This window comes from Gemmatirosa kalamazoonensis (assembly GCF_000522985.1).
GTDB lineage: Bacteria > Gemmatimonadota > Gemmatimonadetes > Gemmatimonadales > Gemmatimonadaceae > Gemmatirosa > Gemmatirosa kalamazoonensis.
Genome location: NZ_CP007128.1, coordinates 2,436,800 through 2,461,444, shown reverse-complemented (window position 1 = coordinate 2,461,444; position 24,645 = coordinate 2,436,800). Strand labels below are relative to the sequence as shown.

General features: G+C 72.7%; 17 protein-coding genes and 2 pseudogenes. 10 read left to right on the top strand and 9 right to left on the bottom strand.

The annotated features are described in order from the left end of the window. Positions 1 to 85 precede the first annotated feature (85 nt). From alc to J421_RS10665, 5 genes are all read right to left on the bottom strand, one after another. The gene (gene alc, locus J421_RS10685; RefSeq protein ID WP_025411167.1) at positions 86 to 1,063 is read right to left on the bottom strand and encodes an allantoicase; all 978 of its coding nucleotides are present in this window, start codon (positions 1,061 to 1,063) and stop codon (positions 86 to 88) included. Between the two features lie 187 nt (positions 1,064 to 1,250). Further along, the gene (allB, locus tag J421_RS10680) at positions 1,251 to 2,528 is read right to left on the bottom strand and encodes an allantoinase AllB (RefSeq protein WP_104022491.1); all 1,278 of its coding nucleotides are present in this window, start codon (positions 2,526 to 2,528) and stop codon (positions 1,251 to 1,253) included. A gap of 102 nt (positions 2,529 to 2,630) precedes the next feature. Beyond that, the gene (locus J421_RS10675) at positions 2,631 to 3,449 is read right to left on the bottom strand and encodes an FAD binding domain-containing protein (protein WP_025411166.1); all 819 of its coding nucleotides are present in this window, start codon (positions 3,447 to 3,449) and stop codon (positions 2,631 to 2,633) included. After that, positions 3,446 to 3,895 (bottom strand): (2Fe-2S)-binding protein, encoded by a 450-nt coding sequence (locus tag J421_RS10670; RefSeq protein ID WP_025411165.1) that lies wholly within the window; start codon positions 3,893 to 3,895, stop codon positions 3,446 to 3,448. Before J421_RS10670 ends, J421_RS10675 begins: the two co-directional genes overlap by 4 nt. Continuing rightward, positions 3,880 to 5,979: a xanthine dehydrogenase family protein molybdopterin-binding subunit gene (locus J421_RS10665; RefSeq protein WP_025411164.1), complete on the bottom strand. Its 2,100-nt coding sequence runs from the start codon at positions 5,977 to 5,979 to the stop codon at positions 3,880 to 3,882. Before J421_RS10665 ends, J421_RS10670 begins: the two co-directional genes overlap by 16 nt. Positions 5,980 to 6,044: 65 nt before the next feature. Between J421_RS10665 and J421_RS10660 the strand changes: the two genes are divergently transcribed. The 4 genes from J421_RS10660 to J421_RS10645 all read left to right on the top strand — a co-directional run bounded on the left by J421_RS10660 (position 6,045) and on the right by J421_RS10645 (position 11,078). Continuing rightward, a complete protein-coding gene (locus tag J421_RS10660; protein ID WP_025411163.1) occupies positions 6,045 to 7,538 on the top strand; it encodes a glycoside hydrolase family 172 protein in 1,494 nt (497 codons plus the stop codon). 238 nt (positions 7,539 to 7,776) lie between these two features. Beyond that, on the top strand, positions 7,777 to 9,426 hold the full coding sequence (gene ggt / locus J421_RS10655) for a gamma-glutamyltransferase (RefSeq protein WP_025411162.1): 1,650 nt from the start codon (positions 7,777 to 7,779) through the stop codon (positions 9,424 to 9,426). A 177-nt stretch (positions 9,427 to 9,603) separates the two neighbouring features. After that, positions 9,604 to 10,068 carry a RidA family protein gene (locus J421_RS10650; protein WP_025411161.1) on the top strand — a complete coding sequence of 155 codons (465 nt, stop codon included), beginning with the start codon at positions 9,604 to 9,606 and terminating at the stop codon, positions 10,066 to 10,068. Continuing rightward, entirely contained in the window at positions 10,065 to 11,078 is a 1,014-nt protein-coding gene (locus tag J421_RS10645) for a Gfo/Idh/MocA family protein (protein ID WP_025411160.1), read from the top strand. Before J421_RS10650 ends, J421_RS10645 begins: the two co-directional genes overlap by 4 nt. Positions 11,079 to 11,112: 34 nt before the next feature. Here J421_RS10645 and J421_RS10640 read toward each other — a convergent pair whose 3' ends face one another. Continuing rightward, positions 11,113 to 11,820 (bottom strand): PEP-CTERM sorting domain-containing protein, encoded by a 708-nt coding sequence (locus J421_RS10640; RefSeq protein ID WP_025411159.1) that lies wholly within the window; start codon positions 11,818 to 11,820, stop codon positions 11,113 to 11,115. A 122-nt stretch (positions 11,821 to 11,942) separates the two neighbouring features. Between J421_RS10640 and J421_RS10635 the strand changes: the two genes are divergently transcribed. Continuing rightward, complete coding sequence (locus tag J421_RS10635) at positions 11,943 to 12,545, top strand: sigma-70 family RNA polymerase sigma factor (protein ID WP_025411158.1); 603 nt, start codon at positions 11,943 to 11,945, stop codon at positions 12,543 to 12,545. Between the two features lie 181 nt (positions 12,546 to 12,726). Beyond that, positions 12,727 to 14,661, top strand: a pseudogene (locus tag J421_RS33920) (serine/threonine-protein kinase); the annotation flags it as partial. A gap of 431 nt (positions 14,662 to 15,092) precedes the next feature. On the opposite strand, the gene J421_RS33915 reads toward J421_RS33920, so the two are convergent. Beyond that, positions 15,093 to 15,914 carry a fumarylacetoacetate hydrolase family protein gene (locus J421_RS33915; protein ID WP_104022487.1) on the bottom strand — a complete coding sequence of 274 codons (822 nt, stop codon included), beginning with the start codon at positions 15,912 to 15,914 and terminating at the stop codon, positions 15,093 to 15,095. Between the two features lie 100 nt (positions 15,915 to 16,014). On the opposite strand from J421_RS33915, the gene J421_RS10620 reads away from it, so the two are divergent. Both J421_RS10620 and J421_RS10615 read left to right on the top strand, forming a co-directional pair. Further along, the gene (locus tag J421_RS10620; RefSeq protein WP_025411156.1) at positions 16,015 to 17,487 is read left to right on the top strand and encodes a protein kinase domain-containing protein; all 1,473 of its coding nucleotides are present in this window, start codon (positions 16,015 to 16,017) and stop codon (positions 17,485 to 17,487) included. Between the two features lie 82 nt (positions 17,488 to 17,569). Then, complete coding sequence (locus J421_RS10615; RefSeq protein WP_025411155.1) at positions 17,570 to 18,367, top strand: PIG-L deacetylase family protein; 798 nt, start codon at positions 17,570 to 17,572, stop codon at positions 18,365 to 18,367. A gap of 6 nt (positions 18,368 to 18,373) precedes the next feature. Here the strand turns inward: J421_RS10615 and J421_RS34595 are convergent. After that, positions 18,374 to 20,382: pseudogene (locus J421_RS34595) on the bottom strand (YjhG/YagF family D-xylonate dehydratase). 208 nt (positions 20,383 to 20,590) lie between these two features. Here J421_RS34595 and J421_RS10605 point away from each other — a divergent pair. Beyond that, entirely contained in the window at positions 20,591 to 21,883 is a 1,293-nt protein-coding gene (locus J421_RS10605) for a hypothetical protein (RefSeq protein ID WP_148306255.1), read from the top strand. 76 nt (positions 21,884 to 21,959) lie between these two features. On the opposite strand, the gene J421_RS10600 is transcribed toward J421_RS10605, so the two are convergent. After that, on the bottom strand, positions 21,960 to 23,330 hold the full coding sequence (locus J421_RS10600; protein WP_025411153.1) for a GntP family permease: 1,371 nt from the start codon (positions 23,328 to 23,330) through the stop codon (positions 21,960 to 21,962). A 107-nt stretch (positions 23,331 to 23,437) separates the two neighbouring features. Between J421_RS10600 and J421_RS10595 the strand changes: the two genes are divergently transcribed. Then, on the top strand, positions 23,438 to 24,577 hold the full coding sequence (locus J421_RS10595) for a Gfo/Idh/MocA family protein (protein ID WP_025411152.1): 1,140 nt from the start codon (positions 23,438 to 23,440) through the stop codon (positions 24,575 to 24,577). Positions 24,578 to 24,645: the final 68 nt, after the last annotated feature.

Below are 24,645 nucleotides of genomic sequence, written 5' to 3'. Positions count from 1 at the left end.
CACGCGGAGCCGCGGAGCACGCGGAGAACACCAACGAGCTTGGTCGTTCTCCGCGTCCTCCGTGGCTCCGCGTGAGACATGCCGTTCACTGCGCAACGGTCCCGAACAGCCGCAGCCGCGCCACGCCGCCGTCGGGATAGATGTTGAGCCTGACGTGCGTCGCCGGCTCGGCCGAGTCCACGTCGAACGTGTGGCGGGCGTGCGGCTCGAGCGGCGTCGCGGGCACGAGCGGCCGCCACGTCGCGCGCTCGGCGTCGAAGCCCTCGGGCGCGTCGCAGGATTCCAGCATGCAGCTCCCGGGCGCGTTGCCCTTGAAGTGGTCGGTGTCGAGCTCCACACGCGACAGCACGCCGCGCCGCGCGAGGCGCACGATCGACCAGTCGTGCCCCGGGCCGCGGCGACGCTTCGTCTCCCAGCCGTCCCCCATGTGCGTCGAGCGGCCGGGGAGGATGAGGTTCTGGCGGTGGCCGTAGTGCATGTCGCTGCACGACACCACGAAGCCGCCGAGCTCCATCGCCGCGAGATCCACCTCGCCGCGCGCGAACACGCGCTCGTCGGGCACCACGTCGCCGTGCACGCGGAGCCGCGCGACACCCCCGTCGGGGAAGATGTTCAGCCGCAGGTGCGTGATCCGACGATCGCCGTCGACCTCGAACGCGTTGCGCGCGTTCCCGTGGAGCCTCGACATGCCGAGCAGCGGCTCCCAGCCGACGTCCTGGGTCGTGAGCACCTCGGCGCCCGGCGTTCCATCCAGCGCGCACGCGTCGAGGCTCGCGCGCTCGGGGTAGTTGCCGGTGAAGAAGCTCGTGTCGATCACGACGCCGCGCACGACGCCGGGCATGCCGAGCCGCACGATCGCCCAGTCGTGGCCGGGCGAGCGACGGCGGCGCGTCTCCCAGCCGTCCATCCACTTGCCGCGCTCCGTGTACACGCCCTCGCGCCACTCGGGCGCGTTGGGCTTCACGAGCGCGTCCTTCGGCGCGAAGAACTCGTCGTTCGCCGCGATGACGGCGCCGCCGAAGCGCTCGCCGGCGAGATCGGGAAGATCGGTGAAGTCGGTCATGTCGTGCTGGAGTGTCTCACGCGGAGGCGCGGAGAACGCGGAGAACTGCCTCGGCTGTGTGTGTCAACCACAGAGGACGCAGAGGACGCAGAGGCGAGCCAATTCTTGTTGGTCTCCTCTGCGTTCTCTGCGCCCTCTGCGGTTCAATGGTGTGCTCCGCGTGCTCCGCGGCTCCGCGTGCGCTCGCTCAGCCATCGTACACGATCCTGCCACCGACGTACGTCCGCCGCACGACGCCGAACAGCTCGCGGCCCGCGTACGGCGTCACCGGATGCCGATGGTGCAGTCGCGCGGCGTCCACGACGAACGATGCATCCGGATCCCACATCACGAGATCGGCGTCGTAGCCCGGCGCGATGCGTCCCTTCCTGTCGTGCAGCCCCGCGAGCCGCGCCGGCGCGGCGCTCATCCACTCGGTGAGCCGCTCGACGCCGACGCCGCGGGCACGCGCGCCGGTCCACACCGCGGACAGGCCTAACTGCAGCGACGCGATGCCGCCCCACGCAGCGAAGAAGTCGCCGTCGCTCCCCTTCATGGCGGGCGGACAGGGCGAGTGGTCGCTCGCCACGAGATCGATCTCGCCGTCGAGCAGCGCCTCCCACAGCGCGTCGCGCTCCGTCGTCCGGCGGATCGGCGGCGCGCACTTGTACTCCGTCGCGCCGTCGGGGATCTCCTCGGCCGCGAACGTGAGGTAGTGCGGGCACGTCTCCACCGTGAGCGGCAGGCCGCGCGCGCGTGCGTCCGCCACGATGCCCAACGAGCCCGCCGACGACAGGTGCACGACGTGCACGGGGGTCGGCCACCGCTCCATGAGCCGCACGAGCATCGTGATGGCCGAGCGCTCGGCCTGCGCGGGGCGGCTCGCGAGCCAGTCGAGGTAGCGGCGCGACCCACCGGCCGGCGCCTCCAGCAGGCATGCGGGGTCCTCGGCGTGCACCATCAGCGGGAGGCCTAACGACTGCAGCACGGGGAACGCTTCCCGCAGGTCGGCCTCCGTCACGTGCCCGAACTCGTCCACGCCGCTCGGCGACAGGAAGCACTTGAACGCGCGCACGCCCGCGTCGCGCAGCCCTTCCAGCTCTCCCGCATTCCCGGGCACGACGCCGCCGATGTACTCGACGTGCACCGCCGTGTTGCCGCGCGCGGCGTCGCGCTTCGCCTCCAGCGCCGCGGCGGTCGTCGTCGCGGGGACGGCGTTCAGCGGCATGTCGAGGATCGTCGTCACGCCGCCCGCCGCGGCGGCGCGCGTCGCGGTCGCGAACCCCTCCCACTCGGTGCGACCGGGCTCGTTCACGTGCACGTGCGTGTCGACGAGACCGGGCATGACGACGTCGTCGCCGACGTCGATCACGTCGGCCGACGCGTCGTCCCACGTCGACACGCTCACGATGCGACCGTCGACAACGTGCACGCTCGCCGCGTGCACCCCCTTCGCCGTCACCACGCGGCGGCTACGCAGCCACATCACTCGGCGGTCTCACGCGGAGACGCGGAGAACGCGGAGAACGCCAATTGTCGTGGCCGTTCTCCGCGTTCTCCGCGGCTCCGCGTGAGCATGAAAGGCACGTCACGCCGTCTCGCTCCAGAACCGCCGCAGCAGGTTCATCGCCACCGTGCGCCGGTAGTCGCCCGTCGACCGCACGTCGTCGATCGGCGCGATCTCGCGGCCGAGGATGTTCGCCGCGTCGTCGATCGACGCGCCCGACGCGAGCGCGCGCTCCGTGTCGTGGGCCCGCACCATGGTCGGCGCCACGCTGCCCAATGCGATGCGCGGCGACGGCCCGCGGACGGCGGCGATGACGACCTTCGAGATCGCCTGCGCCGCGCGCGTGCCGACCTTGCGGAACCACTGTCGCCCCTCGACGTGCGGCACCTCGATGGCCACGATCAGCTCCTCCGGTCGCAGCACCGTCGCGCGGTATCCGGTGAAGAACGCCGTCACCGGCACTCGGCGCTCGCCGGACAGGGAGCGCAGCACGACCGTCGCATCCGCCGCCGCCAGCACGGGGAGCGAGTCGCCCGCCGGCGACGCGTTCGCGAGGTTGCCGCCCAACGTCCCGCGATTCTGGATCTGCACGCCGCCCACGAGCCGCGACGCCTCGACGAGCATCGGCAGCCACTCGCGCACGAGCGGCGACGCGATGCACGCCGTGTAGGTGACGAGCGCGCCGAGCGACAGCGTGTCGCCGTGGACGCGGATCGCGCGCAGCTCGTCGCACCCCCAGATGTCTAGGAATCGCGTCTGCGGCAGCGTGCCGAAGTTGAGTCCCACGTACACGTCGGTCGCGCCGGCGACGGGCATGCGCGGCTCGTCGCGCAGGATGCGCAGCGCCTCGTCCACCGATGTCGCACGCGCGAGGTCGAGTCCCGACGTCGCCGTTCTCACGTCGCCGTCTCCGGCGGCACGCCGCGCCACTTCAGCACCGCGCGATAGATCGCGCCGTAGCCCGTGCACCGACAGAGGTTGCCGGCGAGCGCGGTCTTCACGTCGTCGAGCGTGGGCCGCTCGCCCAACGTCAGCGCGGCCATGATCATCCCCGGCGTGCAGATGCCGCACTGCGCGCCCACCTCGTTCATGAACAGGTGCTGCAGCGGGTCGTCGTCGCCGAGCCCCTCGATCGTCCGCACGTCGGCACCGTCCACCTGTGCCACCGGCACGATGCACGAGCAGACCGCCTCGCCGTCGACGAGCACCGTGCACGCGCCGCACTCCCCCTCGCCGCACCCCTCCTTCGTGCCCGTGAGCCCGCACTCCTCGCGCAGCACGTCGAGCAGCCGCGCCGCGGCGGGTGACGTCACGTCGCGCGCGGCGCCGTTCAGCGTGAAGCGCATGCCGCGAGCACCTCGGGAGTGGCGGGAACCTCGCGCACGTCGAGCCCCAGATGCCGCAGCGCGTTCACGACCGCGGGCGCGGGCCCGTCCATCGGCAGCTCGCCGAGCCCCTTCGCGCCGAACGGACCGCCGGCGTAGCGGTTCTCCAGCATCACGACGTCCATCGCGGGCGTGTCGAGCGTCGTCGGGATGACGTAGTTCGTGAGCTGCGCGTTCGCCATCGCGCCGTCGCGCATCACCACGCGCTCGAGCAGCGCGTAGCCGAGCCCCTGCGCCGTGCCGCCCTCGATCTGGCCTAACGCGAGCGCGGGATGGATCGGCCGGCCGAACTCGTGGATCACGGTGATCCGCGTCGGCCGCACCTCGTACGTGTCCGGGTCGACCTCCAGCTCCGCCACGTCGCAGCCGTAGGCGTACGTCGCGTACGCGTCCCCCTTGTACGTGTAGTCGTCCCACTGGATCCAGTCGGGCGGCTCGTACTTCCGCTCCACCGACAGCGCGCCGTGCCGCGCGTGGTGCTCCGCCGGTGTGAGCTCGCCGAGCGTCCCGCGCAGCTCGTGCGCGCACTCCTCGAGGATCTTGCCCACCACCATGCACGTGCGCGACGCGACCGTCGGCCCGCTGTCGGCGACGCGCGACGTGTCCGGCTGCGCGACCTCCACCGTCTCGTACGGCACGCCGAGCGCGTCGGCGACGATCTGTGCGTGCATCGTGCGCGTGCCCTGCCCGATGTCGGTGCTGCCGACGGCGATCCGCACGCCGGTCGGCGTCGTCTCCAGCCGCGCGCGCGAGTTCAGGTGCCGCTCGCCGCTCCCCGTGAAGCCGGCGCCGTGGTAGAACAGCGACAGCCCGATCGTGCGGTTCGTGCCGCGGTACGCGTCGCGCTTGCGGCGGAAGTCCGTGCGCCGCACCGCCTCCTCCAGGCAGGCGAGCGCCGAGCAGTCCTCGCGCAGCGTCTGGCCGGTCGCCGTCGTGTCGCCCGGCCGCAGCGCGTTGATCTCGCGCAGCGTCACGGGGTCCATGCCTAACGCCTCGGCCACGCGGTCCATGTGCACCTCGACCGCGAACTCCGTCTGCGGCGCGCCGAAGCCGCGGAACGCGCCGTTGGGCGGCGTGTTCGTGAACACCGCGCGCCCCTGGATGCGCACGTGGTCGCACCGGTACGGCCCTGCCGCGTGGATGCAGCCGCGCGAGAGCACCACGGGGCTCAGCGTCACGTACGCGCCGCCGTCGAGCAGCACGTCGACGTCCATCGCCACGAGGCGGCCGTCCTTCGTCACGCCGGTACGGTGGCGCACGATCGACGGGTGCCGCTTCGTCGTCGCGACCATGTCCTCCACGCGGTCGTAGACGATCTTCACCGGGCGGCCGCTCTTCAGCGCGAGCAGCGCGGCGTGCCCCGCGATCATCGACGGATACTCCTCCTTCCCGCCGAACCCGCCGCCGGTCTCCGTCTGCACCACGCGCACCGGCGTGTTCGCGCCGAGCAGCGCCTTCAGCGCCTTGATGACGTAGAACGGGCACTGCATCGAGCCGTAGACCGCCACGCCGCCGTCCTCCGGCACCGCGACGACGCCGTTCGGCTCGATGTAGACGTGCTCCTGGTGGCCCGTGCGATAGATCCCCTCGACCACGACGTCGGCGCCGGGCATCGCCGCGTCGACGTCGCCCTTCACGATGTCGATGCGCTTGAACACGCCGGCGGAGGCTTCGGGATCGAACAGCGGCGTCTCGACGTCGTAGTCGATCGACACGCGCGCGGCGTTCAGGATCTCGCGATCCTCGTGCGCGAGCAGCACGATCGGCTCCGCCATGTGCCGCACCTCGCGCTCGGCGAGGAACGGCTGGTCCTGCTCGATGAGGTCGCAGACGTTGCGCCCCGGCACGTCGCGATGGTCGACGACGGTGAAGCTGGCCGCGTCGAAGTCGAGTCGCACGCTCGCGATGCGGCCGCGCGGCACCGTGGAGCGGATCGTCCGCCCGTGCAGCATGCCCGGGAAGACGAGATCGTCGGCGTACTGCGCGCGCCCCGTCGCCTTCCCAATTCCGTCCTTCCGTGCGACGCTGTTGCCGACCGCGGGCATCTCCGCTCGCTCCTCGCTCGTGTCCGAGGCGCGAAGATGACCGGCGGCCCACGAGGAGGCAAGGCGTGAACCGATCGACGTTCGTGACCACCGCCGCACTGTGCGCCATCGCGCGCGCGGCCTCGGCGCAGCCGCCCGCCGGCGCGCTCGACGCGCTCACGCTGCCCCGCGCGGCGCACGTCGTCCACTACTCCAGCCGCGACACCACCGGCGGCAACGACGACGCGCGCGCCATCCCACCTGGCGGCACGCTCACGCTCGTCGATCATCGCGGCGCCGGCATCGTGAGGCGGTGGTGGGTCACCATCGCGCCGCGCAACAGCGTCGCCATCCAGCGACAGCTCATCGTCCGCTGCTGGTGGGACGACGAGCCCGAGCCGTCGGTGGAGGTGCCGATCACCGACTTCTTCGGCGTCGGCTTCGGCGAGTGGCGGCAGTTCACGTCGGCGCCGGTCAACATGACGAGCGGCGGCTACGACACGTACTGGGCGATGCCGTTCCGCCGCCACGCGCGCATCACGGTGGAGAACCGCGCCACCGTGCCGGTCGGCGCGTTCTACTTCAACGTCGACGTGGAGGCGCGCGACGCGGTGCCCGACAGCGCGCTCTACTTCCACGCGCAGTTCCGCCGCGTGACGACCACGCGCGGCACGCCGGTCACGCTGCTGGAGGCCGAGGGACGCGGGCAGTACGTCGGCACGGTGCTCTCGATGCAGCCGCGTCGCGGCCGCGCGCTCTGGTACCTCGAGGGCGACGAGCGCGTGTTCGTCGACGGCGAGACGACACCGAGCGTGATCGGTACGGGCACCGAGGACTACTTCTCGTCGGGCTGGTACTTCGATCGCGGCCCGTACTCGTCGCTCTACCACGGGCTCACGATCAAGGACTCGCTCTCGGGCCGCGTGAGCGCGTACCGCTGGCACATCGAGGATCCGATCCCGTTCGCGCGCTCGCTCCGATTCACGATCGAGCATGGCGGCACGAACGACGCGCCCGGCACCGACTACAGCTCGGTGGCGTTCTGGTACCAGACGCACCCGCACCGCGCGTTCCCGCCGCTCCCCGCGGAGCTGCTGCCGTACGAGCCCGTGCCGCCGATGCGCGTGCCCGGCGCGATCGAGGCGGAGTCGCTGTTAGGCGCCGCGCGCGCCACCGCGGGCCGGGTGCAGGCGCAGGACATGATGGCGTGGGAGGGCGACTCCGCGGGGTGGAGCGGCGCTTCGCAGCTCTGGTGGGTCGAGGCGCGCCCCGGCGCCCGCCTCACGCTGCCGCTCCGCGCGCCCGCCGCCGGCACCTACGAGCTCGTGGGCCGCTTCACGCGCGCTCCCGACTACGGCGACGTGCGGCTCAGCGTGAACGGCCACACGCTCTCGCCCGTGGTGCACGGCTACGCGCCGCACGTCGAGGCGATGGGGCCGGTGTCGCTCGGCCGCGTGCCGCTGCGCGCGGGCGACAACGCGCTCGTGCTGGAGATCGTCGGCAAGGACCCGCGCGCGCACGGCTACTCCGACGGGTACCTCGTCGGGATCGACGCGATCGAGCTGCGACGCGTCCGTTAGGCGTGGTGTGGCCCGTCCTGGACTCCACGTACGAGTGTTCGTGGGACTGAAGAAGGACTGAAGGAGGACTGAAGAAGGACCAACAACTCTGTTGGTGTTCTCCTTCTTCAGTCCTCCTTCAGTCCTCCAGAAACTCGTACGTGGAGTCCCGGCCGGGCGCCGCTCCCGCCACGTCCGCGACCGATGGCGGCGTGCGGTCCCCGCGGTAGCTTGCGTCGTCTCCCCACCAACAGCCTCCATGCGTCGACCGACCGTCCTCCTCGCCGCGCTGCTCGCGGCGCCGCTCACCCTGCCCGCCCAGCGCCCGCTCACCATGGCCGGCCGCTCGGTGGTCTACGCGCCGCACGGCGTCGCCGCCACGAGCCAGCCGCTCGCCACGACGGCCGCGCTGAACGTGCTGCAGAAGGGCGGCAACGCCATCGACGCCGCCGTCACGGCGGCGGCGACGCTGGCCGTCGTCGAGCCGATGATGACCGGCGTCGGCGGCGACATGTTCGCGCTCGTGTGGATCGCGAAGGAGCACCGCCTCGTCGCGCTGAACGCGAGCGGACGCGCGGGCTCGCTCATGTCGCGCGACGAGCTGGTGAAGCGCGGTCGCACGCGCATGCCGTCGCGCGGCATCGAGACCGTCACCGTGCCCGGCGCGCTCGCGGGATGGCAGGAGCTGCTCTCCAAGTACGGCACCATCACGCTCGCCCAGGCCGTGCAGCCCGCGATCCACTACGCCGACGAGGGGTTCGTCGTCACCCCGGTCATCTCGAACGACTGGGCGGGACAGGCCGACGTCCTCGCGCGCGACGAGGGCGCGCGCGCGACGTTCCTCGTGAACGGCAAGACGCCGAAGGCCGGCGACTGGTTCCGCAACCCCGACCTCGCGCGCACGCTGCGGCAGATCGCCGCCGAGGGGCCCGACGCGCTCTACGGCGGCACGCTCGGTCAGCGCATCGTCGCGCGCGTGCAGGAGCTCGGCGGCTTCATCACGCTCGACGACCTGAAGGCGAACAAGCCCACGTGGGTGACGCCGATCTCCACCACGTTCAAGGGCTACCGCGTGTGGGAGCTGCCGCCGAACAACCAGGGGATCGCCGCGCTCGAGATGCTCCGCATCCTCGACGCGTACGACCTGAAGGCGATGGGGCACAACTCGCCCACCTACCTGCACCACCTCATCGAGGCGAAGAAGCTCGCGTACGCGGACCTCGCGCGCTACGTCGGCGACGCGGAGCACCTCACCATGCCCGCCGAACGCATGCTGTCGGACGCGTTCATCGCCGAGCGGCGGAGCCATCTCGACGAGCACCGTGCGCAGAGCCGCGTCGAGGCCGGCCCCGCGCAGACGGCGAGCGAGACGATCTACCTCACCGTCGCCGACAGCGCCGGCAACATGGTGTCGTTCATCAACTCGCTGTTCGACGAGTTCGGGTCGGGGATCGTGGTGCCCGGCACCGGCTTCGCGCTGCACGATCGCGGCGCCGGCTTCACGATGGATCCCGGGCTGCCGAACACCGTCGCGCCGGGCAAGCGGCCGTTCCACACGCTCATCCCGGGATTCGTCACGAAGGACGATCAGCCGTACATGAGCTTCGGCCTCATGGGCGGCGCGATGCAGGCGCAGGGGCACGCGCAGTTCCTGATCAACATGTTCGTCTTCGGCATGGACGTGCAGCAGGCGATCGACGCACCGCGCTTCCGGCACCTGAACGGGTTGAGCGTCGCGCTCGAGCCGGCGATCGGCGACAGCGTGCGCGCCGCGCTCGCCGCGATGGGCCACGAGATCGCCGACGAGCGCCGCACCGCGTTCGGCGGCGCGCAGGCCATCATCAAGCTGCCGAAGGGCTACGCCGCCGGCTCCGACCCGCGCAAGGACGGCCACGCGGCCGGGTACTGACAGGATCGTGCACGACGGACAGGATGATGGTGCCGTTCCTTCTTTGACAGGATGAACAGGACGGACAGGATGAGAACCAACAACAACAGCACTGCTTTTCTTGTTGGTTTTCATCCTGTCCGTCCTGTTCATCCTATCGAAAAAGAGAGGCGACCGAGAACCTTCCCCAATCCACCCATGAGCCTCCGCATCCTGTCCGCGCTCGCCGCGCTCGCGCTGCCCGTCGCGCTCTTTGCGCAGCCGGTCACGAAGGATCCTGTCGCGCGCGCCGAGTTCGCCGCGGCGAGCGCCGCCGCGCCGCTGTCGCAGTACGTGCGCGTCGGCGAGACGATCTACCTGAGCGGCATGCTCGGCACGGGCGCCGACGGTGCGCTGGCCGGCGGCGGCATCGGCCCCGAGACCCGGCAGGCGCTCACGAACGTCCGGGCCGCGCTCGAGAAGGTGGGCGCCACGATGGACGACGTCGTGAAGTGCACCGTATTCCTCGCCGACATGGCGGAGTGGGGCGCCATGAACGAGGTGTACACGACGTTCTTCCCGAAGCACAAGCCGGCCCGCAGCGCGGTCGGCGTCAATGGCCTCGCGCGCAACGGCCGCGTCGAGATCGAGTGCCTCGCCGTGCGCGGCGCCGGCGCGCCGTGACGGCGCCGTTGCGCTGGGGCGTCCTCGGCGCGGCGAGCATCGCGGTGCGGCGCGTGATCCCCGCGATGCAGCGGAGCGCGGCGTGCCGCGTCGACGCCATCGCCTCGCGCGACCTCGCGAAGGCGCGCGCCGCCGCCGACGCCTTAGGCATCCCGCGCGCCTACGGGTCCTACGAGGAGCTGCTCGCCGACCCCGAGATCGACGCCGTCTACAATCCGCTGCCGAACCACCTGCACGTGCCGTGGTCCGAGCGCGCCGCGGCCGCCGGCAAGCACGTGCTGTGCGAGAAGCCCATCGCGCTGACCGCCGACGAGGCCCGCGCGCTCGTCGCCGCGCGCGACCGCGCCGGCGTGCAGATCGCCGAGGCGTTCATGGTGCGGACGCACCCGCAGTGGCACGTCGCGCGCGACGTCGTGCGGTCGGGGCGCATCGGGGAGCTGAAGCTCGTCACCGGCCACTTCAGCTATCACCGGCGCGACCCGTCCGACGTGCGCAACCGCGTCGAGTGGGGCGGCGGCGTGCTGCTCGACGTCGGCTGCTACCCGATCACGATGTCGCGCTGGCTGTTCGGCGCGGAGCCGGCCGAGGTCGTCGGCACGCTCGAGCGCGATCCCGAGTTCGGTGTCGACCGACTCGCCGCGGGGCTGCTGCGCTTCCCCACCGGCATGGCGACGTTCGGCGTCGGCGGGCAGATCGTGCACCACCAGCGCGTGCAGATCCTCGGCACCGCCGGCCGCATCGAGCTCGAGATCCCGTTCAGCCCACCGGGCGACCACCCCACGCGCCTGCTCGTCGACGACGGCCGCGACGTGTTGGGCACCGGCGTCGAGAGCATCGCCGTCGGCGCGTACGACCAGTTCACCCTGCAGGCCGACCGCTTCGCCGCCGCGGTGCGCGGGGAGGGGCCGGTGCCCGTGCCGCTCGAGGACGCGATCGCGAACATGGCGGTCATCGACGCGATCTTCCGCTCCGTGGAGAGCGGGCGCTGGGAATCGCCGGCCGCGTCGTGAGCGCGGCCGGCGTCCCGGATCATCAGGCACTTCGTTAGGCGCGCCGCCGCCGCGCCGCCACGCCGAGCAGCGCGAGCCCCGGCGCCAGGAGCACGAGGCTCGCCGGCTCCGGCACCGACGACGGCACGCCCTGCGTCGTCGCGTCGAGCTGGAAGTAGTCGAACGCGATCAGGTCGGACGACGTCGTATGGTCGAGGGTGATCTGCAGCCCGCCGAGCGCGTTGATCGACGCGATCACGGCCGGGTCGAGGACGAACGTGCGGACCTGCGTCCTCAGGAATCCGTCCTGGAACGCCCAGTTCTGCGACACGCCATTGAAGTCGACGAGCAGTGTGCCCGCCGCCTGCGCCGCCTGGAAGTCCCCGAAGTCCACCGTGAGCGTCGCGGCCGTGATGGGAACGGACACCGGGAAGATCACGTGGCCGATCGTGAAGTTGTTCGGGCCGAACTGTGGCCACAAAGCGGACCAGACGTCGGTGATCTCGGCGCCGTTCGTCGCCGCCTGCTCGGCGGCGCTGCGGCCGTCGTACAGCGAGCCGGCCGTCCCGGGGCCCGGCCATCGGCAGCTCGTGGGAATGCCGTTGATGCACGGCAGGCTCGCGTTGTCGGGGAGCCCGAACCCGAAGCCGTCGTTGTCGCCGATCATGAGGCTGTACTGCGCATGGGCGGGCGCTGCGGCGAGAAGCGAGAGGACGAGCGTGAACGCGAGGCATCGGGAGGTGGGACGCGGACGGGGCGACATCGGCGGCTCCTGAGCTGAGGTGCGCGGACGGCACGAGCGTGGGCGCCCGGAGATGCGCAGAATGGGCGGAGGGCTCGCCAAATCGACTTGCGCGGCGCCCCCGGTGGCGCCAAGCTCGCCCCGTGTGCTCCGACTTCGACCGCGATCCCGCGTCGCCGGCGCCGGCTGGCGAGATCACCGCGCTGCTGCACGCCTGGCACGGCGGCGAGGCGGACGCGATGGAGCGACTCGCGCCGCTCGTCTACGACGCGCTGCGCGGGATCGCCGAGCGCCACATGCGGCGCGAGCGGCCGGGGCACACGCTCTCTCCCACCGCGCTCGTGCACGAGGCCTGGCTGCGCCTCGACGAGCCGTCCGGTCCCCCGCTGCGCGACCGCACGCACTTCCTCGCCGTCGCGTCGCGCGTCATGCGCCGCGTGCTCGTCGACCACGCGCGCCGCGGCCTCGCCGAGCGCCGCGACGCCCGCGCGGGCATCGGCGCGCGCCCGACGCTGAAGCTCGCCGACGCGTCCCCGGAGGAGTGGTCGGTGACGATGCTCGCGCTGGACGACGCGATGGACCGGCTGACGGCGCTCGACCCGCGGCTGCAGCGCATCGTCGAGTGCCGCTTCTTCGGCGGTCTGTCCGAGGACGAGACGGCCGCGGTGCTCGGCGTCAGCGCGCGCACCGTGAATCGCGACTGGCGGCGCGCGCGCGCGTGGCTCGAGGCCGCGCTCCGTGAATGACGCGTCCGACGTCGGGTCCGACGTCGCGGCGCGGTGGCGGCGCGCGTCGGACATCGTCGACGCCGCGCTCGACCTCGACGCGGCGTCGCGCGAGCGGCTCGTCGCCGAGCGCTGCGCCGACGACGCGGAGCTCGCGGCCGACGTCCGACGGTGGCTCGCCGCGGCCGACGAGCCGGCGTCGATGTTCGACGCGCCGCCGCTGCCGCCCGGCGGCCTGTCGCCGCCACGCGTCGGCCTGACGGAAGGCACGCACGTCGGGCCGTGGCGCGTGGTCCGCTTCGTCGGTGCCGGCGGCATGGGCGAGGTGTACGAGGCGGAGCGCGCCGACGGGGCGTTCGCGCGACGCGCCGCGCTGAAGATCGTCCGCGACTCGGTCGACCGCGCGCGACTGTCGGGCCGCTTCCGCCGCGAGCGCGAGCTCCTCGCGGGGCTCGACCACCCGGGCATCGCGCGCCTGCTCGACGGCGGCGTCACCGCCGACGGAAGCCCGTACTACGCCATGGAGTTCGTCGACGGCGTGCCGATCGACGCGTGGTGCGACGCGCGGCGGCTGGACGTGCGCGGACGCGTCGCGCTGCTGCGCCAGGTGTGCGGCGCGGTGCGCTACGCGCACCAGCGGCTCGTCGTCCACCGCGACCTCAAGCCGTCGAACGTGCTCGTGACCGACGACGGGGTCGTGAAGCTCGTCGACTTCGGCATCGCGCGGCCGCTCGCCGACGACGCGCTCGCACGCGACCGCGCCGACGCCTCGGGGCTGGCGACGTCGCGCATGCTCACCCCGGCCTACGCCAGCCCGGAGCAGTTCCGCGGCGAGGCGCCGACGGTGACGAGCGACGTGTACTCGCTCGCCGCCGTGCTGTACCGCCTGCTCGCCGGCCGGCCGCCGCACGGCGCGGCGCGATCGTGGCGAGACCTCGAGCGCGCGGTGCTCGAGACGGAGCCCGTGCGTCCATCCGACGCCGCGCCCGAGTCGCACCGCCGACAGCTGCGCGGTGACCTCGACACGATCGCGCTCGCCGGCCTGCGCACCGACCCCGCGCGCCGCTACGGCTCCGTCGAGGCGCTCGACGCGGATCTCGCGCGCTGGCTCGGCGGCCTGCCGGTGAGCGCGCGCCCCGACGGCTGGACGTACCGCGCCGGCAAGTTCGTTAGGCGCCACCGCGGCGGCGTGGCGCTCGGCGCGCTCGCGATCGCGACGCTCGTCGGCGCGACCGTCACCGCGGTGGTGCAGGCCCGTCGTGCCGAACGCGAGACGCGGCGCACCGCGGAGGTGGCGAACTTCCTCCTCGGCCTCCTCGACCTCCCGTACCCGTACGAGGCGGGTGCGGGACACGACCGCTCGCTCCGCAGTCTGCTCGACAGCGGCGTCGCCCGCTCGTACCTCGTCAAACCCGACCCGGCCGGCGGCACGCTGCGCTCCGACGTGCTGTTCGCGCTCTCGCGGGGCTACAGTGGGCTCGGCGACTTCCGCATGGCGACACGGCTCGCCGGCCAGGCGATGGCGCAGCGCATCGCCGACCATCCCGACGCATACGCCGTCGCCGACATGCGCTCCGACTATGCGGAGACGCTGAGCCTCGCGGGCGACCTGTCGGCGGCGCTCGCGCAGCTCGACTCCGCGCTGCCGGTGATCCGCGCGCGAGTGGGCCCGCGCAGCACCGCCGTGGCCGTCTTCCTCCACGGGCGCGCGCGCGCGCTGCAGCGGCTCGGCGACCTCGCCGGCGCGGAGAGCGCCGCGGCGCAGGCGATCGACATTCTTCGCGACAGCGCCGTGCACCGCGCCCAGCTCGCGAACGCGCACGAGACGATCGGCCACGTCCGGCTGGCCCGCGGCGACATCGCGGGCGCGGAATGGCACTATCGTCGCGCGCTCGACGTGCGCGTGCGCTCCGATCTCGGCGCCGCGGAGATCGCCAACGGCTACGCCGATCTCGGGGCCACCGCGACGGCCGCGGGTCGACTCGACGAGGCGGACACGCTGTTCACGCGGTCGCTCGCCATCAAGCGTGCCGCGCTCGACGACCGGCACCCCGACGTCGCGGACGATCTGTTGGGCATCGCGCGGATCGCGCTGCTTCGCGGCCGCGTCGACGTCGCCGAGCGCGGCGCTCGCGACGTGCTCGCGCGCTACGTGGCCGCCGGCACCGTCCCGTTCTGGCGCATGGTCCCCGCGCTCGACGTCCTCGGCGAGCTGCTGCTGCGCCGCGGACGCGTCGACTCGGCGCGCGCGGTGCTGCGCACGGCGCTGGACTCGCTCGGGCGCGTGACGTCGTTCCCGACGGCACAGCGCGCGTCCATCCTCGGCCACCTCGGCGAGACCGAGCGCGCGCGCGGCGACACGGCGGAGGCGCGCGCGCGCGGTTCGACGCCTGTCGCGCGATCTATCGCGTGCTCGGCCCGCCGGGCGAGGCACGGGCGTCGAGCTGCGAGCCGCGGACTCGATCGCGTTAGGCTCGTTAGGAGCTGTGAGACGAGCACGAAATGGGGATCTTCGGATCCTTCAAGATCCCGCGATCCCCATTCAGTACTCGTCTCGCCCCTCGCACCTCACTCCACCCTGTTCACGAGCGCGCCGATCCCGTCGATCTCGATCCGCACCTCGTCGCCGCTCGCCAGCGTGAAGTCGTCGGGCGGCACGATACCGGTCCCCGTGAGCAGCACCGCGCCGCGCGGAAAGCTCGTCTCGCGGAACAGCCACGCCGCCAGCTCCTCCGGCGTGCGCCGCATCTGCGCCAGCGTCGTCTCCCCCGCGAACACCGCCGCGCCGCCGCGCGCGATCCGCACCGCGATGCGCGTCTCGCTGCCTAACGGCTGCTCGGCCACGAGCATCGCGGGGCCCAGCGCGCACGAGCCGTCGTACACCTTCGCCTGCGGCAGGTACAGCGGGTTCTCGCCCTCGATGTCGCGCGAGCTGACGTCGTTGCCCGCCGTGTAGCCGACGATCGTGCCGCGCGGGCCGATGACGAGCGCGAGCTCCGGCTCCGGCACGCTCCATCGCGCGTCGCGCCGCACGCGGATCGCGTCGCCCGGCCCGCGCACGCGCCACCCGGCGGCCTTGAAGAAGAGCTCCGGCCGCTCGGCCTCGTACACGCGGTCGTAGAACGTGCCGCCGCCGGCGTCCTTCGATTCCTCCATGCGCGCCGTGCGGCTGCGCCAGTACGTCACGCCGGCGGCCCACACCTCCTGCCCGTCCACCGGCGCGAGGATCTCCTCGTCGAGCCGCACGCCGCCGCGGCCGCGCGACGCCACCGCACGCAGATGGGCGACGAGATCTTCGCGCGCGATCAGCGCGTCCCACGCTTCGGCGAGGGGATGGAATCGGCCCTCGATCTCGAGGACCGGCGTTCCGGCGGTGCGGTAGAGTCGCATGTCGGGAGCGGGTTGGGCGCGGGGCGACGGCAAGCTATCGCGGCCGGGCGCCGCGCCCTAGGTTGGGCCGCACACCGCGAGGGGAGGAGCGCCCTTGGAGATGCCGCTTCAGGCTCGCCTCGAGCACGCGCTCGGCGACGGCTACGCTCTCGAGCGCGAGCTGACGCCTGGCGGCATGAGCCGACTCTTCCTCGCCACCGAGCGCGCGCTCGAGCGGCCGGTCGTCGTGAAGCTGCTCCCGCCCGAGCTCGCGAACGACGTGAGCGCGGAACGGTTCCGGCGCGAGATGCTCGTCACGGCGCGGCTGCAGCACCCGCACATCCTCCCCGTGCTGCACGCCGGCGCGCAGGACGGGCTGCACTTCTACGTGATGCCGTTCGTGCGCGGCGAATCGCTGCGCGCGCGGCTCGAGCGCGAGCGCCCCGTGCCGATCGCCGACGCGGTGCGCATCCTCGGCGAGGTCGCCGACGCGCTCGCGTGCGCGCACGAGGCGGGCGTCGTGCATCGCGACGTGAAGCCGGAGAACGTGCTCCTGCAGCACGGCCACGCCGTCCTCGCCGACTTCGGCGTCGCGCGTGCGCTCGAGCCGTCCAGCGGCGGCGACCGCCTAACGTCCACCGGGCTCGGGATCGGCACGCTCGGCTACATGGCGCCGGAGCAGGTCGCCGGCGAGCGCGAGGTCGACGCGCGCGCGGATCTCTACGCGCTCGGCGTCATGGGCTACGAGATGCTCGCCGGCACGCAGCCGTTCGCGGGATCCACGCCGATGCGCGTCCTCGCGGCGCAGCTCACCGAGATCCCGCGCCCGCTCGACGAGCTGCGGCCCGAGGTTCCGGCCGCGCTCGCGACGCTCGTCGCGCGGCTGCTGCAGCGCGAGCCCTCGGCGCGGCCGGCGTCGGCGCGCGAGGTGCTGCGCGCGCTGGAGGAGTCGGCGGCGGCGACCGCCCGCCCCGGCCCCGCGGCGCCTGACGCGAAGCGACCGGCGCAGCGCGACCCGTACGAGTTTCTCCTCGCGACGCTCGCACCGAGCGACCGGGTGCCGCCGGAGACGGCCGCCAGGATGCGCACGCTCTTCGTCCCCCGCTCGTTCCGGAAGGGGCAGGCCTACCAGCGCGCCGGCGAGGTCACCACGCATGGCGCGTTCGTCGTGCGCGGCCTCTTCCGGTGGTACTCCGTCGACGCGAACGGCAACGAGTCCATCCTCCGCTTCTCCGAGGAGGGCGCGTGGGTCGGCGACCTGCAGAGCTTCTCCACGGGCAACCCGACGCCCTACTACATCGTCGCGATCGAGCCCTCCGAGGTGCTCATGATCGACGGCCACTCGTTCGAGCGCATGCTCGAGGCGTCTCCCGACCAGGGCCGCGGGTTCCGGATGGGGCTGCAGCGCAGTCGGGACGCGACGGAACGGCGCATGGCGCTCTACCTCCACGCGTCGGCGGAGGAGCGCTACGCCGACTACGCCGAGCGGTATCCGTGGATGGTGGACCGGGTGCCGCAGCACATGCTCGCCTCGTACCTCGGCATGACGCCCGAGACGCTCAGCCGCATCCGCCGCAAGCTCAAGGAGCGTTGACCGCGGCGGTTGTCGCAGATCAAGGCGCGCCTCGCGCGAGGGACGCATCGTGCGGTCGAACCCCAACGGGAGATGACCGACCATGCGCGCCCCGAACCTCATCGCCCACGCCGCGGCCGCCACGCTGCTCGCTCCAGTCGCCCTCGCGCAGCCGGCCGCGCCGCGCACGCTCGTCGCGGTGTTCGCCCACGCCGACGACGAAGGGATCGTCGGACCCGTGCTCGCGCGATACGCCCGCGAGGGCGCGCATGTGTACGTCGTCGTCGCCACCGACGGTGCACAGGGCGGCGCACACACCGACATCCCGCGCGGCCCCGAGCTGGCGCGTGTGCGCGCCGACGAGCTCCGCTGCGCGTCGCAGGCGCTCGGCATTCGCGAGCCCGTCACGCTCGACTTTCCCGACGCGAAGCTCGGCGACTACGCCGCCGATCCGTCGCTGCTCTATCGCCTGACGCAGCGGATCGCCGACGAGCTGCAGCGGCTCCGCCCCGACGCGATCGTCACGTTCGGCCCCGACGGCGCCACCGGTCACCCCGACCACCGCCTCGTCGGCGACGTCGTGACGCAGCTCGTCCGGGCCGGCGCACCGGGCGTCCCCGAGCGGCTGTTCTACGCGTGGATCCCCGTGGAAGGGATGCAGGCGATGAACCCGCGCGGGGCGCCTCCGATGCTCGTGCCGCAGGCGAAGTATCTCAGTATGCGCGTGAGCGTCGCCCCGGCCGATCTCGACGCCGCACGCCGCGCCATGGCGTGCCATCACACGCAGTACTCGGCGGAGGTCGTCGCGCGCATCGTCCCGCTCCAGGAGCGGACGTGGAACGGCGCCGTGTCGCTGGCCCGCGCGTTCTCCACCGCGCCGGGCACCGATCTGTTCCGCTGAGCGCGCTCAGAAGTTGTCCGCCGGCTTCAGCACCGCCTCGCTCTCCGCGCCGCTCGTCGCCGCGAGGCCCGCCTCGATCGCGGCGACGATGCGATCGACGTCGTACACGCACCCCGCCCACGTGCCGCCGCTCGCCCGCTGCAGCGCCGCCCACAGCCGCGTGTCGTTAGGCAGCGCGGGGTGCGGCGCGAGCCCGGGGAGCGGCGCGCGCCCCGCGAGCACGTCGTCGCACGCCTCCCGCGGCAGCCGCTCCCCCGCCACGCCCACGAGGTTCACGGAGCCGAGCAGCGACGCGCGGTCGATCACGATCTCGATCAGGTCGTCGTCGCGCACGCGGCCGATCGGGCCGCCCTGCAGCGCCTCCGGTCCCACGTGCCCGACGCACGCGCCGGTCGAGAGCCCGGAGAAGCGCCCGTCGGTGACGAGCGCGACGTGCTTGCCCCACGGCAGGAACTTGAGCGCGGTCGTGATCTGCGCCGTCTCCTGCATCCCCGTCCCCGATGGGCCGTTGCCCACGAGCACGATGACGTCGCCGGCCTGCACCGGGCGGTCCGTTAGGCCCTTCACGGCGCGGATCGCCTCGTGCTCGTCGGCGAACACGCGCGCGGGTCCCGTGTGACGGTACACGCCGTCGTCGTCCACCACGGAGCGGTCGATCGCCGTCGCCTTGATGACGGATCCCTCCGGCGCGAGGTTCCCGACCGGGAACACGACCGTGCTCGTGAGCCCCGCGCGTCGCGCCGCGTCCGGCGACATCACGACGTCGTCGGGCGACACCTGCGCGCCCGCCGACAGACGCGCGCGCGCGCCGCGCGCCGGCGCTCGCTGTCCTCCCACCAGTCGAGCGTCGCGTCGAGCGTGTCGCCCGTGGCCGTCAGCACGCGCCCGTCGAGCAGGCCTAACCGCCGGAGATGCAGCATCACCTCCGGCACGCCGCCGGCCATGAACACCTGCACGGTGGGGTGTCCGCGCGGCCCGTTAGGCAGCGCGTCGACGAGCCGCGGCGTCGCGCGGTTCACGCGGATCCAGTCGTCCACCGTCGGTGGCGTGAGCCCCGCCGCGTGCGCGATCGCCGGGATGTGGAGCAGCAGGTTCGTCGAGCCGCCGAACGCCGCGTGCACGAGCATCGCGTTCGCGACCGCGCCCGGCGTGAGGATCCGCGCCAGCGGGATGCCGAGCGCGTCGAGCCGCACGAGCGCGAGCGCCGAGCGGCGGCCGAGCTCGAGCCACGACGGCTCGCCCGATGGGGCGAGCGCCGAGTGCGGCAGCGCGAGGCCTAACGCTTCCGCCACCACCTGCGACGTCGCCGCGGTGCCGAGGAACTGGCACCCGCCGCCGGCCGAGCCGCACGCGCGACACCCCATCTCCGCCGCGTAGTCGAGCGTCACGAGGTCGCGCGCGAACCGCGCGCCGAGGCTCTGGATCTGTCCCGCGTCCTCGGCGCCCCGCGCGGGAAGCGTCACGCCGCCCGGCACCACCACGCCGGGGAGCGCGCGCGTCCCCGCGAGGGCGAGCATCGTCGCCGGCAGCCCCTTGTCGCACGTCGCGATGCCCAACACGCCGGACGCCGTGGGCAGCGACCGGATCTGGCGCCGCATCACCGTCGCCGCGTCGTTGCGGTACGGCAGCGAGTCGAACATCCCCGTCGTGCCCTGGGTGCGGCCGTCGCACGGGTCGGAGCAGTACGCGGCGAACGGGATCGCGCCGTGCGCGCGCAGCGTCTCCGCGGCCTCGCGCACGAGCAGCCCGATCTCCCAGTGCCCCGTGTGGTAGCCCAACGCGATCGGCGTCCCGTCCTCGCCGCGGAGCCCGCCCATCGTGCTCACCACGACGTACTGGCGGCCGCCGAGCCGCGCCGCGCTCCACCCCATGCCGACGTTCTGCGTCAGCCCGAACAGATCTCCGCTCGGCGCCTCGCGCAGCAGCTCCGGGGTGAGCGGCAGCGCCCCCGCCGGCCCCTCGCCCACGATGCGCCCCGCGGACACCACCTCCGCCGAGCCGAGCACGTCCTCCAGAGACGGCGTCACGTCGACCTCCGAGACGTTGAAGTGCGCTGCATCCACCGTTGTAAGTGTGGACGAACGCTCCTCGCCGGGCGAGCCCCGGATCCCACCGCCCGGGGATTTTCACGGAATCGCTAAAGTCCCGCGCCGACCGTCCGAGACTCGGGAGCGCCAGCCCTTGCCTTGGACCAGACACCCCCGGTTCCGGACGCGTGCCCTCGTGTCCGGGGCACCCGCGGCTGTCGCTACCCGTGGAGCCAATGACTCGAAGCAGGAAACAGTCGGCCGGTCCGCGTACGAGCCTCGGAGCGCGGCGGTGAGTGGGGCCGGCACGGAAGTCACCGCCGCGCAGTGGCTGTTCCCGCTCGTGCGGGACGTGAGTGCCACGGCATTGATCGGCCCCGAAGGGGGCACGCTGGAGCTGCCCGAGACTGGGTTGCGCCTCGTCGTGCCCGCTGACGTGGTCGGCGAGCCCACGCCCTTCCGCGTCACCGCGCGGGCCGGGCGACTCGTCGCGTACGATTTCGAGCCGGAGGGCAGCGAGTTCACGCCCTCGCTTCGGTTCGAGCAGGACCCGTCGTTGCTCGAGCCGCCGCCGCTGCAGAGCGGCCGGCCGATGCGCATGCAGCTCGGCTACTACGAGCACGCCAGCGCGATCGATGAGACCAACGGCGTCGCCACCGTCACCGAAGTGCACTACCCGATCGAGGACGGCGCACGAGGGACCTTCGCGGTCCCGCACTTCTCCGACTACGTCGTCTGCTGGGGCACCCCCCTGACCGACGCCGACGACGCTACGGTCGGTCACCATCCACCTGTGCAGTTCGGGAGAGTCATGAGAAAGCACCTGTTCGCTGGGCTCGTCGCAGTCGTCGCCGCGATGACCGCGGCGGCCTGCGCCGACGCGCCGAGCGCGCCCACCGCGCGGCCGAACCCCGTCGCGACGTTCGCCAAGGGGGGGAACGGCAACGGCAAGGGCCTCGGCCTGGACAAGAGCGACGGCTCGTCGATCGACAGCATCGTCGCGTACCTCGCCACGCTCCACGACACGGTCTCGCGCGAGACGCAGTCCGTGAAGGGGATGCAGCGCCTGTCGCCGCTCACCAGCATGCAAAGCGCGTCGGCCGTCATCGGCGTCGACGGCGGCATGGTGCAGCTGCCGACCGCCGGCGCGTACCTCTGGGTGCCGCCGGGCGCCGTCAGCGCGCCGACGACGTTCAGCATCACCGCGCGTCCGGGCAAGGCGGCAGCGTACGACTTCCAGCCCGCGGGCGCGGTGTTCGCCCTCCCGCTCGTGTTCATCCAGGACAAGACGGTCCTGAACGGCACGGCGCCGACCGGGTTCACGTCCGGCGCACTCGCCTACTTCGGCAACGACGCCGACGTCGACCCGTCGACGGCGAACGCCACGGCGTCGCAGATGCGCTTCCCGCTCGCGTTCAGCACGGACCAGTACCTGACGTTCCCGATCTGGCACTTCTCCGGCTACATCGTGTCGTGGGGCTGCCGGTAAGCCACACGGAAGCCTGACGCGAGAGGGCCCGCCGGATCCGAAGATCCGGCGGGCCCTCTCGCGTTAGGCACCCCCCTCATCGCAGGGGCAGCAGCCGCGCGAGCAGGAGCGTCGTCGCGAGCCCGGTGAGCCCCACGATGGAGAGCAGCGGCGTCCACGAGCGGAACGTCTCCGCCTCCGTCGCGCCGCCCACCTTGCTGAAGATCCAGAACCCGGCGTCGTTCATCCAGCTCGCCATGAGCGAGCCGCTGGCGATCGCCGTGCCGATGTAGACGGTGTGATACGGCAGCGCGATCCCCTTCACCATCGCGCCGAGCATCCCCGCGGTGGTGATCATCGCCACCGTGCTGGAGCCCTGTGCGGCGCGGATCACCATCGTGATCACGAACGCGAGCAGCAGCACCGTTAGGCCCGGGTTCGACACGCCGCGCGCGAACGCGCCCTGGATCACCGGGCCGATCCCCGTCGCCTGCAGCGACGCGCCGAACGCGCCCCCGGCGGCGACGATGAGGATGACGATCCCCGCGCCCATGAGCGACCGCTCCACGAGCTCCGCCAGCTCCTGGCGCGTCGGCCGGCGGCGGCGCGCGTAGAGCCACATCGCGATCACCGCCGACACGAACAGCGCCGTCACCGGGTGGCCGATCGTCGCCGTCACCGGCCGCGCCGCCGCCCACAGCGCCGCCCGCGCCGCGTCGCGCGTGCGCAGCGCGTCCACGATCGTGTTCGACGCGATGAGCAGCACCGGCAGCACCACCGGCAGCAGCGACGGCAGCAGCGCCGGCAGCGCGGCCTGCGCCTCGGGCGCGGCATGGGCGGCGATCGGCACGCGCATCGGGATCGGCATCGTGCGGTCGCGCCACCGCGCGAACTGGAAGCCGACGATTGCCGACGGCAGCGCGACGACGACGCCCATCAGCACCATGAGCCCGAGATCCACGCCGAGCGCGTCGGCCACGCCTAACGGTCCCGGGTGCGGCGGCACGAGCGTGTGCGTCGCCACGCCGCTCGACGTCATGGCGAGCAGGTACTTCAGGTACTGTCGGTTCGTGCGCGCGTACATCGACCGCGCGAGCGGCGCGAGCAGGAAGAACACCGTGTCGAAGAACACCGGCAGCGACAGCACGAACGCCGTCGCGCCGAGCGCCACCGCGTCGTGCCGCTCGCCGAGCAGGTTGAGGAAGCCGCCGACGATGCGGTCCGCGGCCCCGCTCTCCGTCATCGCCGCGCCGATCACCGCCGCGAGCGCGATCACGACGCCCACGCTCCCCGCCGTGCGCCCGAACCCGTCCGCCACGCGCGCGATCTTCGTCGCCGGGTCGCCGGGCGCGAGCACGCTGACGAGGATCGCGGCGCCGATCAGCGCCAGGAACGCGTTCACCCGGAACGCGATGATCGCGACCAGGACGGTCGCCATGCCGAGCAGCAGGATGAGGAGCGGGTGCACGCGGGCGGGTGGGAGCAGGGGGCGGTAAACGCTCTGGCGAGGCGCGGCGTAACTTGACGTGCGCCCCCGTCGAGGGCGAGCGCCGAGCCTCCCCCACCGCCACGCTCATGCCGAACCTGACTCGCCGCGACCTCCTGAAGGCCTCGGCCGCCGCGCTCTCCGCGACTGCCCTCCCGAGCGCAGCGAGAGGCCTCGCCGCCACCCACGCCGCGCCGACCTCGGATCGCCGCGCGCCGCGCCTCCGCTTCGGCGTCGTCGGCGCGAACCACGACCACATCCACGGCATGATCGGCGCCGTCGTGCGTGGCGGCGGCGAGCTCGTGTCGTACCACATCCGCGAGCCCGAGATCGCCGCGGCGTTCGCGCGCCGCTACCCGCAGGCGAAGGCCGTCGCCGACGAGCGCGCGGTGCTCGACGACCCGAGCATCAAGCTCGTCCTCTCGTCGATCATCCCGGTGGAGCGCGCGCCGTTAGGCATTCGCGTCATGAAGGCCGGCAAGGACTATCTCTCCGACAAGCCCGGCATCACGACGCTCGACCAGCTCGCCGAGGTGCGCCGCGTGCAGGCGCAGACGAAGCGCATCTACTCCATCCTGTACAGCGAGCGCCTCGAGGTCCCGGCCGCGGTGAAGGCGGGCGAGCTCGTGAAGGCCGGCGCGATCGGCGACGTCGTGCAGACCGTGAATCTCGCGCCGCACCGCATCAACCCCCCGTCGCGCCCCGAGTGGTTCTGGGATCCCGCGCAGTACGGCGGCATCCTCACCGACATCGGCTCGCACCAGATCGACCAGTTCCTGTTCTACACCGGCTCCACGAAGGGCGAGGTCGTCGCCGCGCAGGTCGGCAACATGCACCACCCCGAGCACCCGAAGTTCCAGGACTTCGGCGACGTGATGCTGCGCGGCGACGGCGGCACGGGCTACGTGCGCGTCGACTGGTTCACCCCCGCCGGCCTCCCGACGTGGGGCGACGGCCGCCTCACGATCCTCGGCACCGACGGCTACATCGAGGCGCGCAAGTACGTCGACATCGGCGGCCTGCCCGGCGGCAACCACCTCTTCCTCGTCGACGGCAAGGGCATCCAGCGCATCGACTGCTCGAAGGTCGAGCTCCCGTTCGGTCGCCAGCTCGTCGACGACGTGCTGAATCGCACGGAGACGGCGATGTCGCAGGCGCACTGCTTCCTCGCGACCGAGCTCACGCTGAAGGCGCAGAAGGCGGCGACGAACGCGACGAAGCTGGCGTAGCCGACGTCGAGCGCGATCGCGGACGGTTGCGGGAGCGGCACGGGGCGCCTATGTCATGGGCGCCCCCC

Coding starts and splice junctions, on each gene's coding strand:
- alc (WP_025411167.1), bottom strand. CDS start 1,063: ATGACCGACTTCACCGATCTTCCCGATCTCGCCGGCGAGCGCTTCGGC.
- allB (WP_104022491.1), bottom strand. CDS start 2,528: ATGTGGCTGCGTAGCCGCCGCGTGGTGACGGCGAAGGGGGTGCACGCG.
- J421_RS10670 (WP_025411165.1), bottom strand. CDS start 3,895: ATGCGCTTCACGCTGAACGGCGCCGCGCGCGACGTGACGTCACCCGCC.
- J421_RS10665 (WP_025411164.1), bottom strand. CDS start 5,979: ATGCCCGCGGTCGGCAACAGCGTCGCACGGAAGGACGGAATTGGGAAG.
- ggt (WP_025411162.1), top strand. CDS start 7,777: ATGCGTCGACCGACCGTCCTCCTCGCCGCGCTGCTCGCGGCGCCGCTC.
- J421_RS10650 (WP_025411161.1), top strand. CDS start 9,604: ATGAGCCTCCGCATCCTGTCCGCGCTCGCCGCGCTCGCGCTGCCCGTC.
- J421_RS10640 (WP_025411159.1), bottom strand. CDS start 11,820: ATGTCGCCCCGTCCGCGTCCCACCTCCCGATGCCTCGCGTTCACGCTC.
- J421_RS33915 (WP_104022487.1), bottom strand. CDS start 15,914: ATGCGACTCTACCGCACCGCCGGAACGCCGGTCCTCGAGATCGAGGGC.
- J421_RS10620 (WP_025411156.1), top strand. CDS start 16,015: ATGCCGCTTCAGGCTCGCCTCGAGCACGCGCTCGGCGACGGCTACGCT.
- J421_RS10615 (WP_025411155.1), top strand. CDS start 17,570: ATGCGCGCCCCGAACCTCATCGCCCACGCCGCGGCCGCCACGCTGCTC.
- J421_RS10595 (WP_025411152.1), top strand. CDS start 23,438: ATGCCGAACCTGACTCGCCGCGACCTCCTGAAGGCCTCGGCCGCCGCG.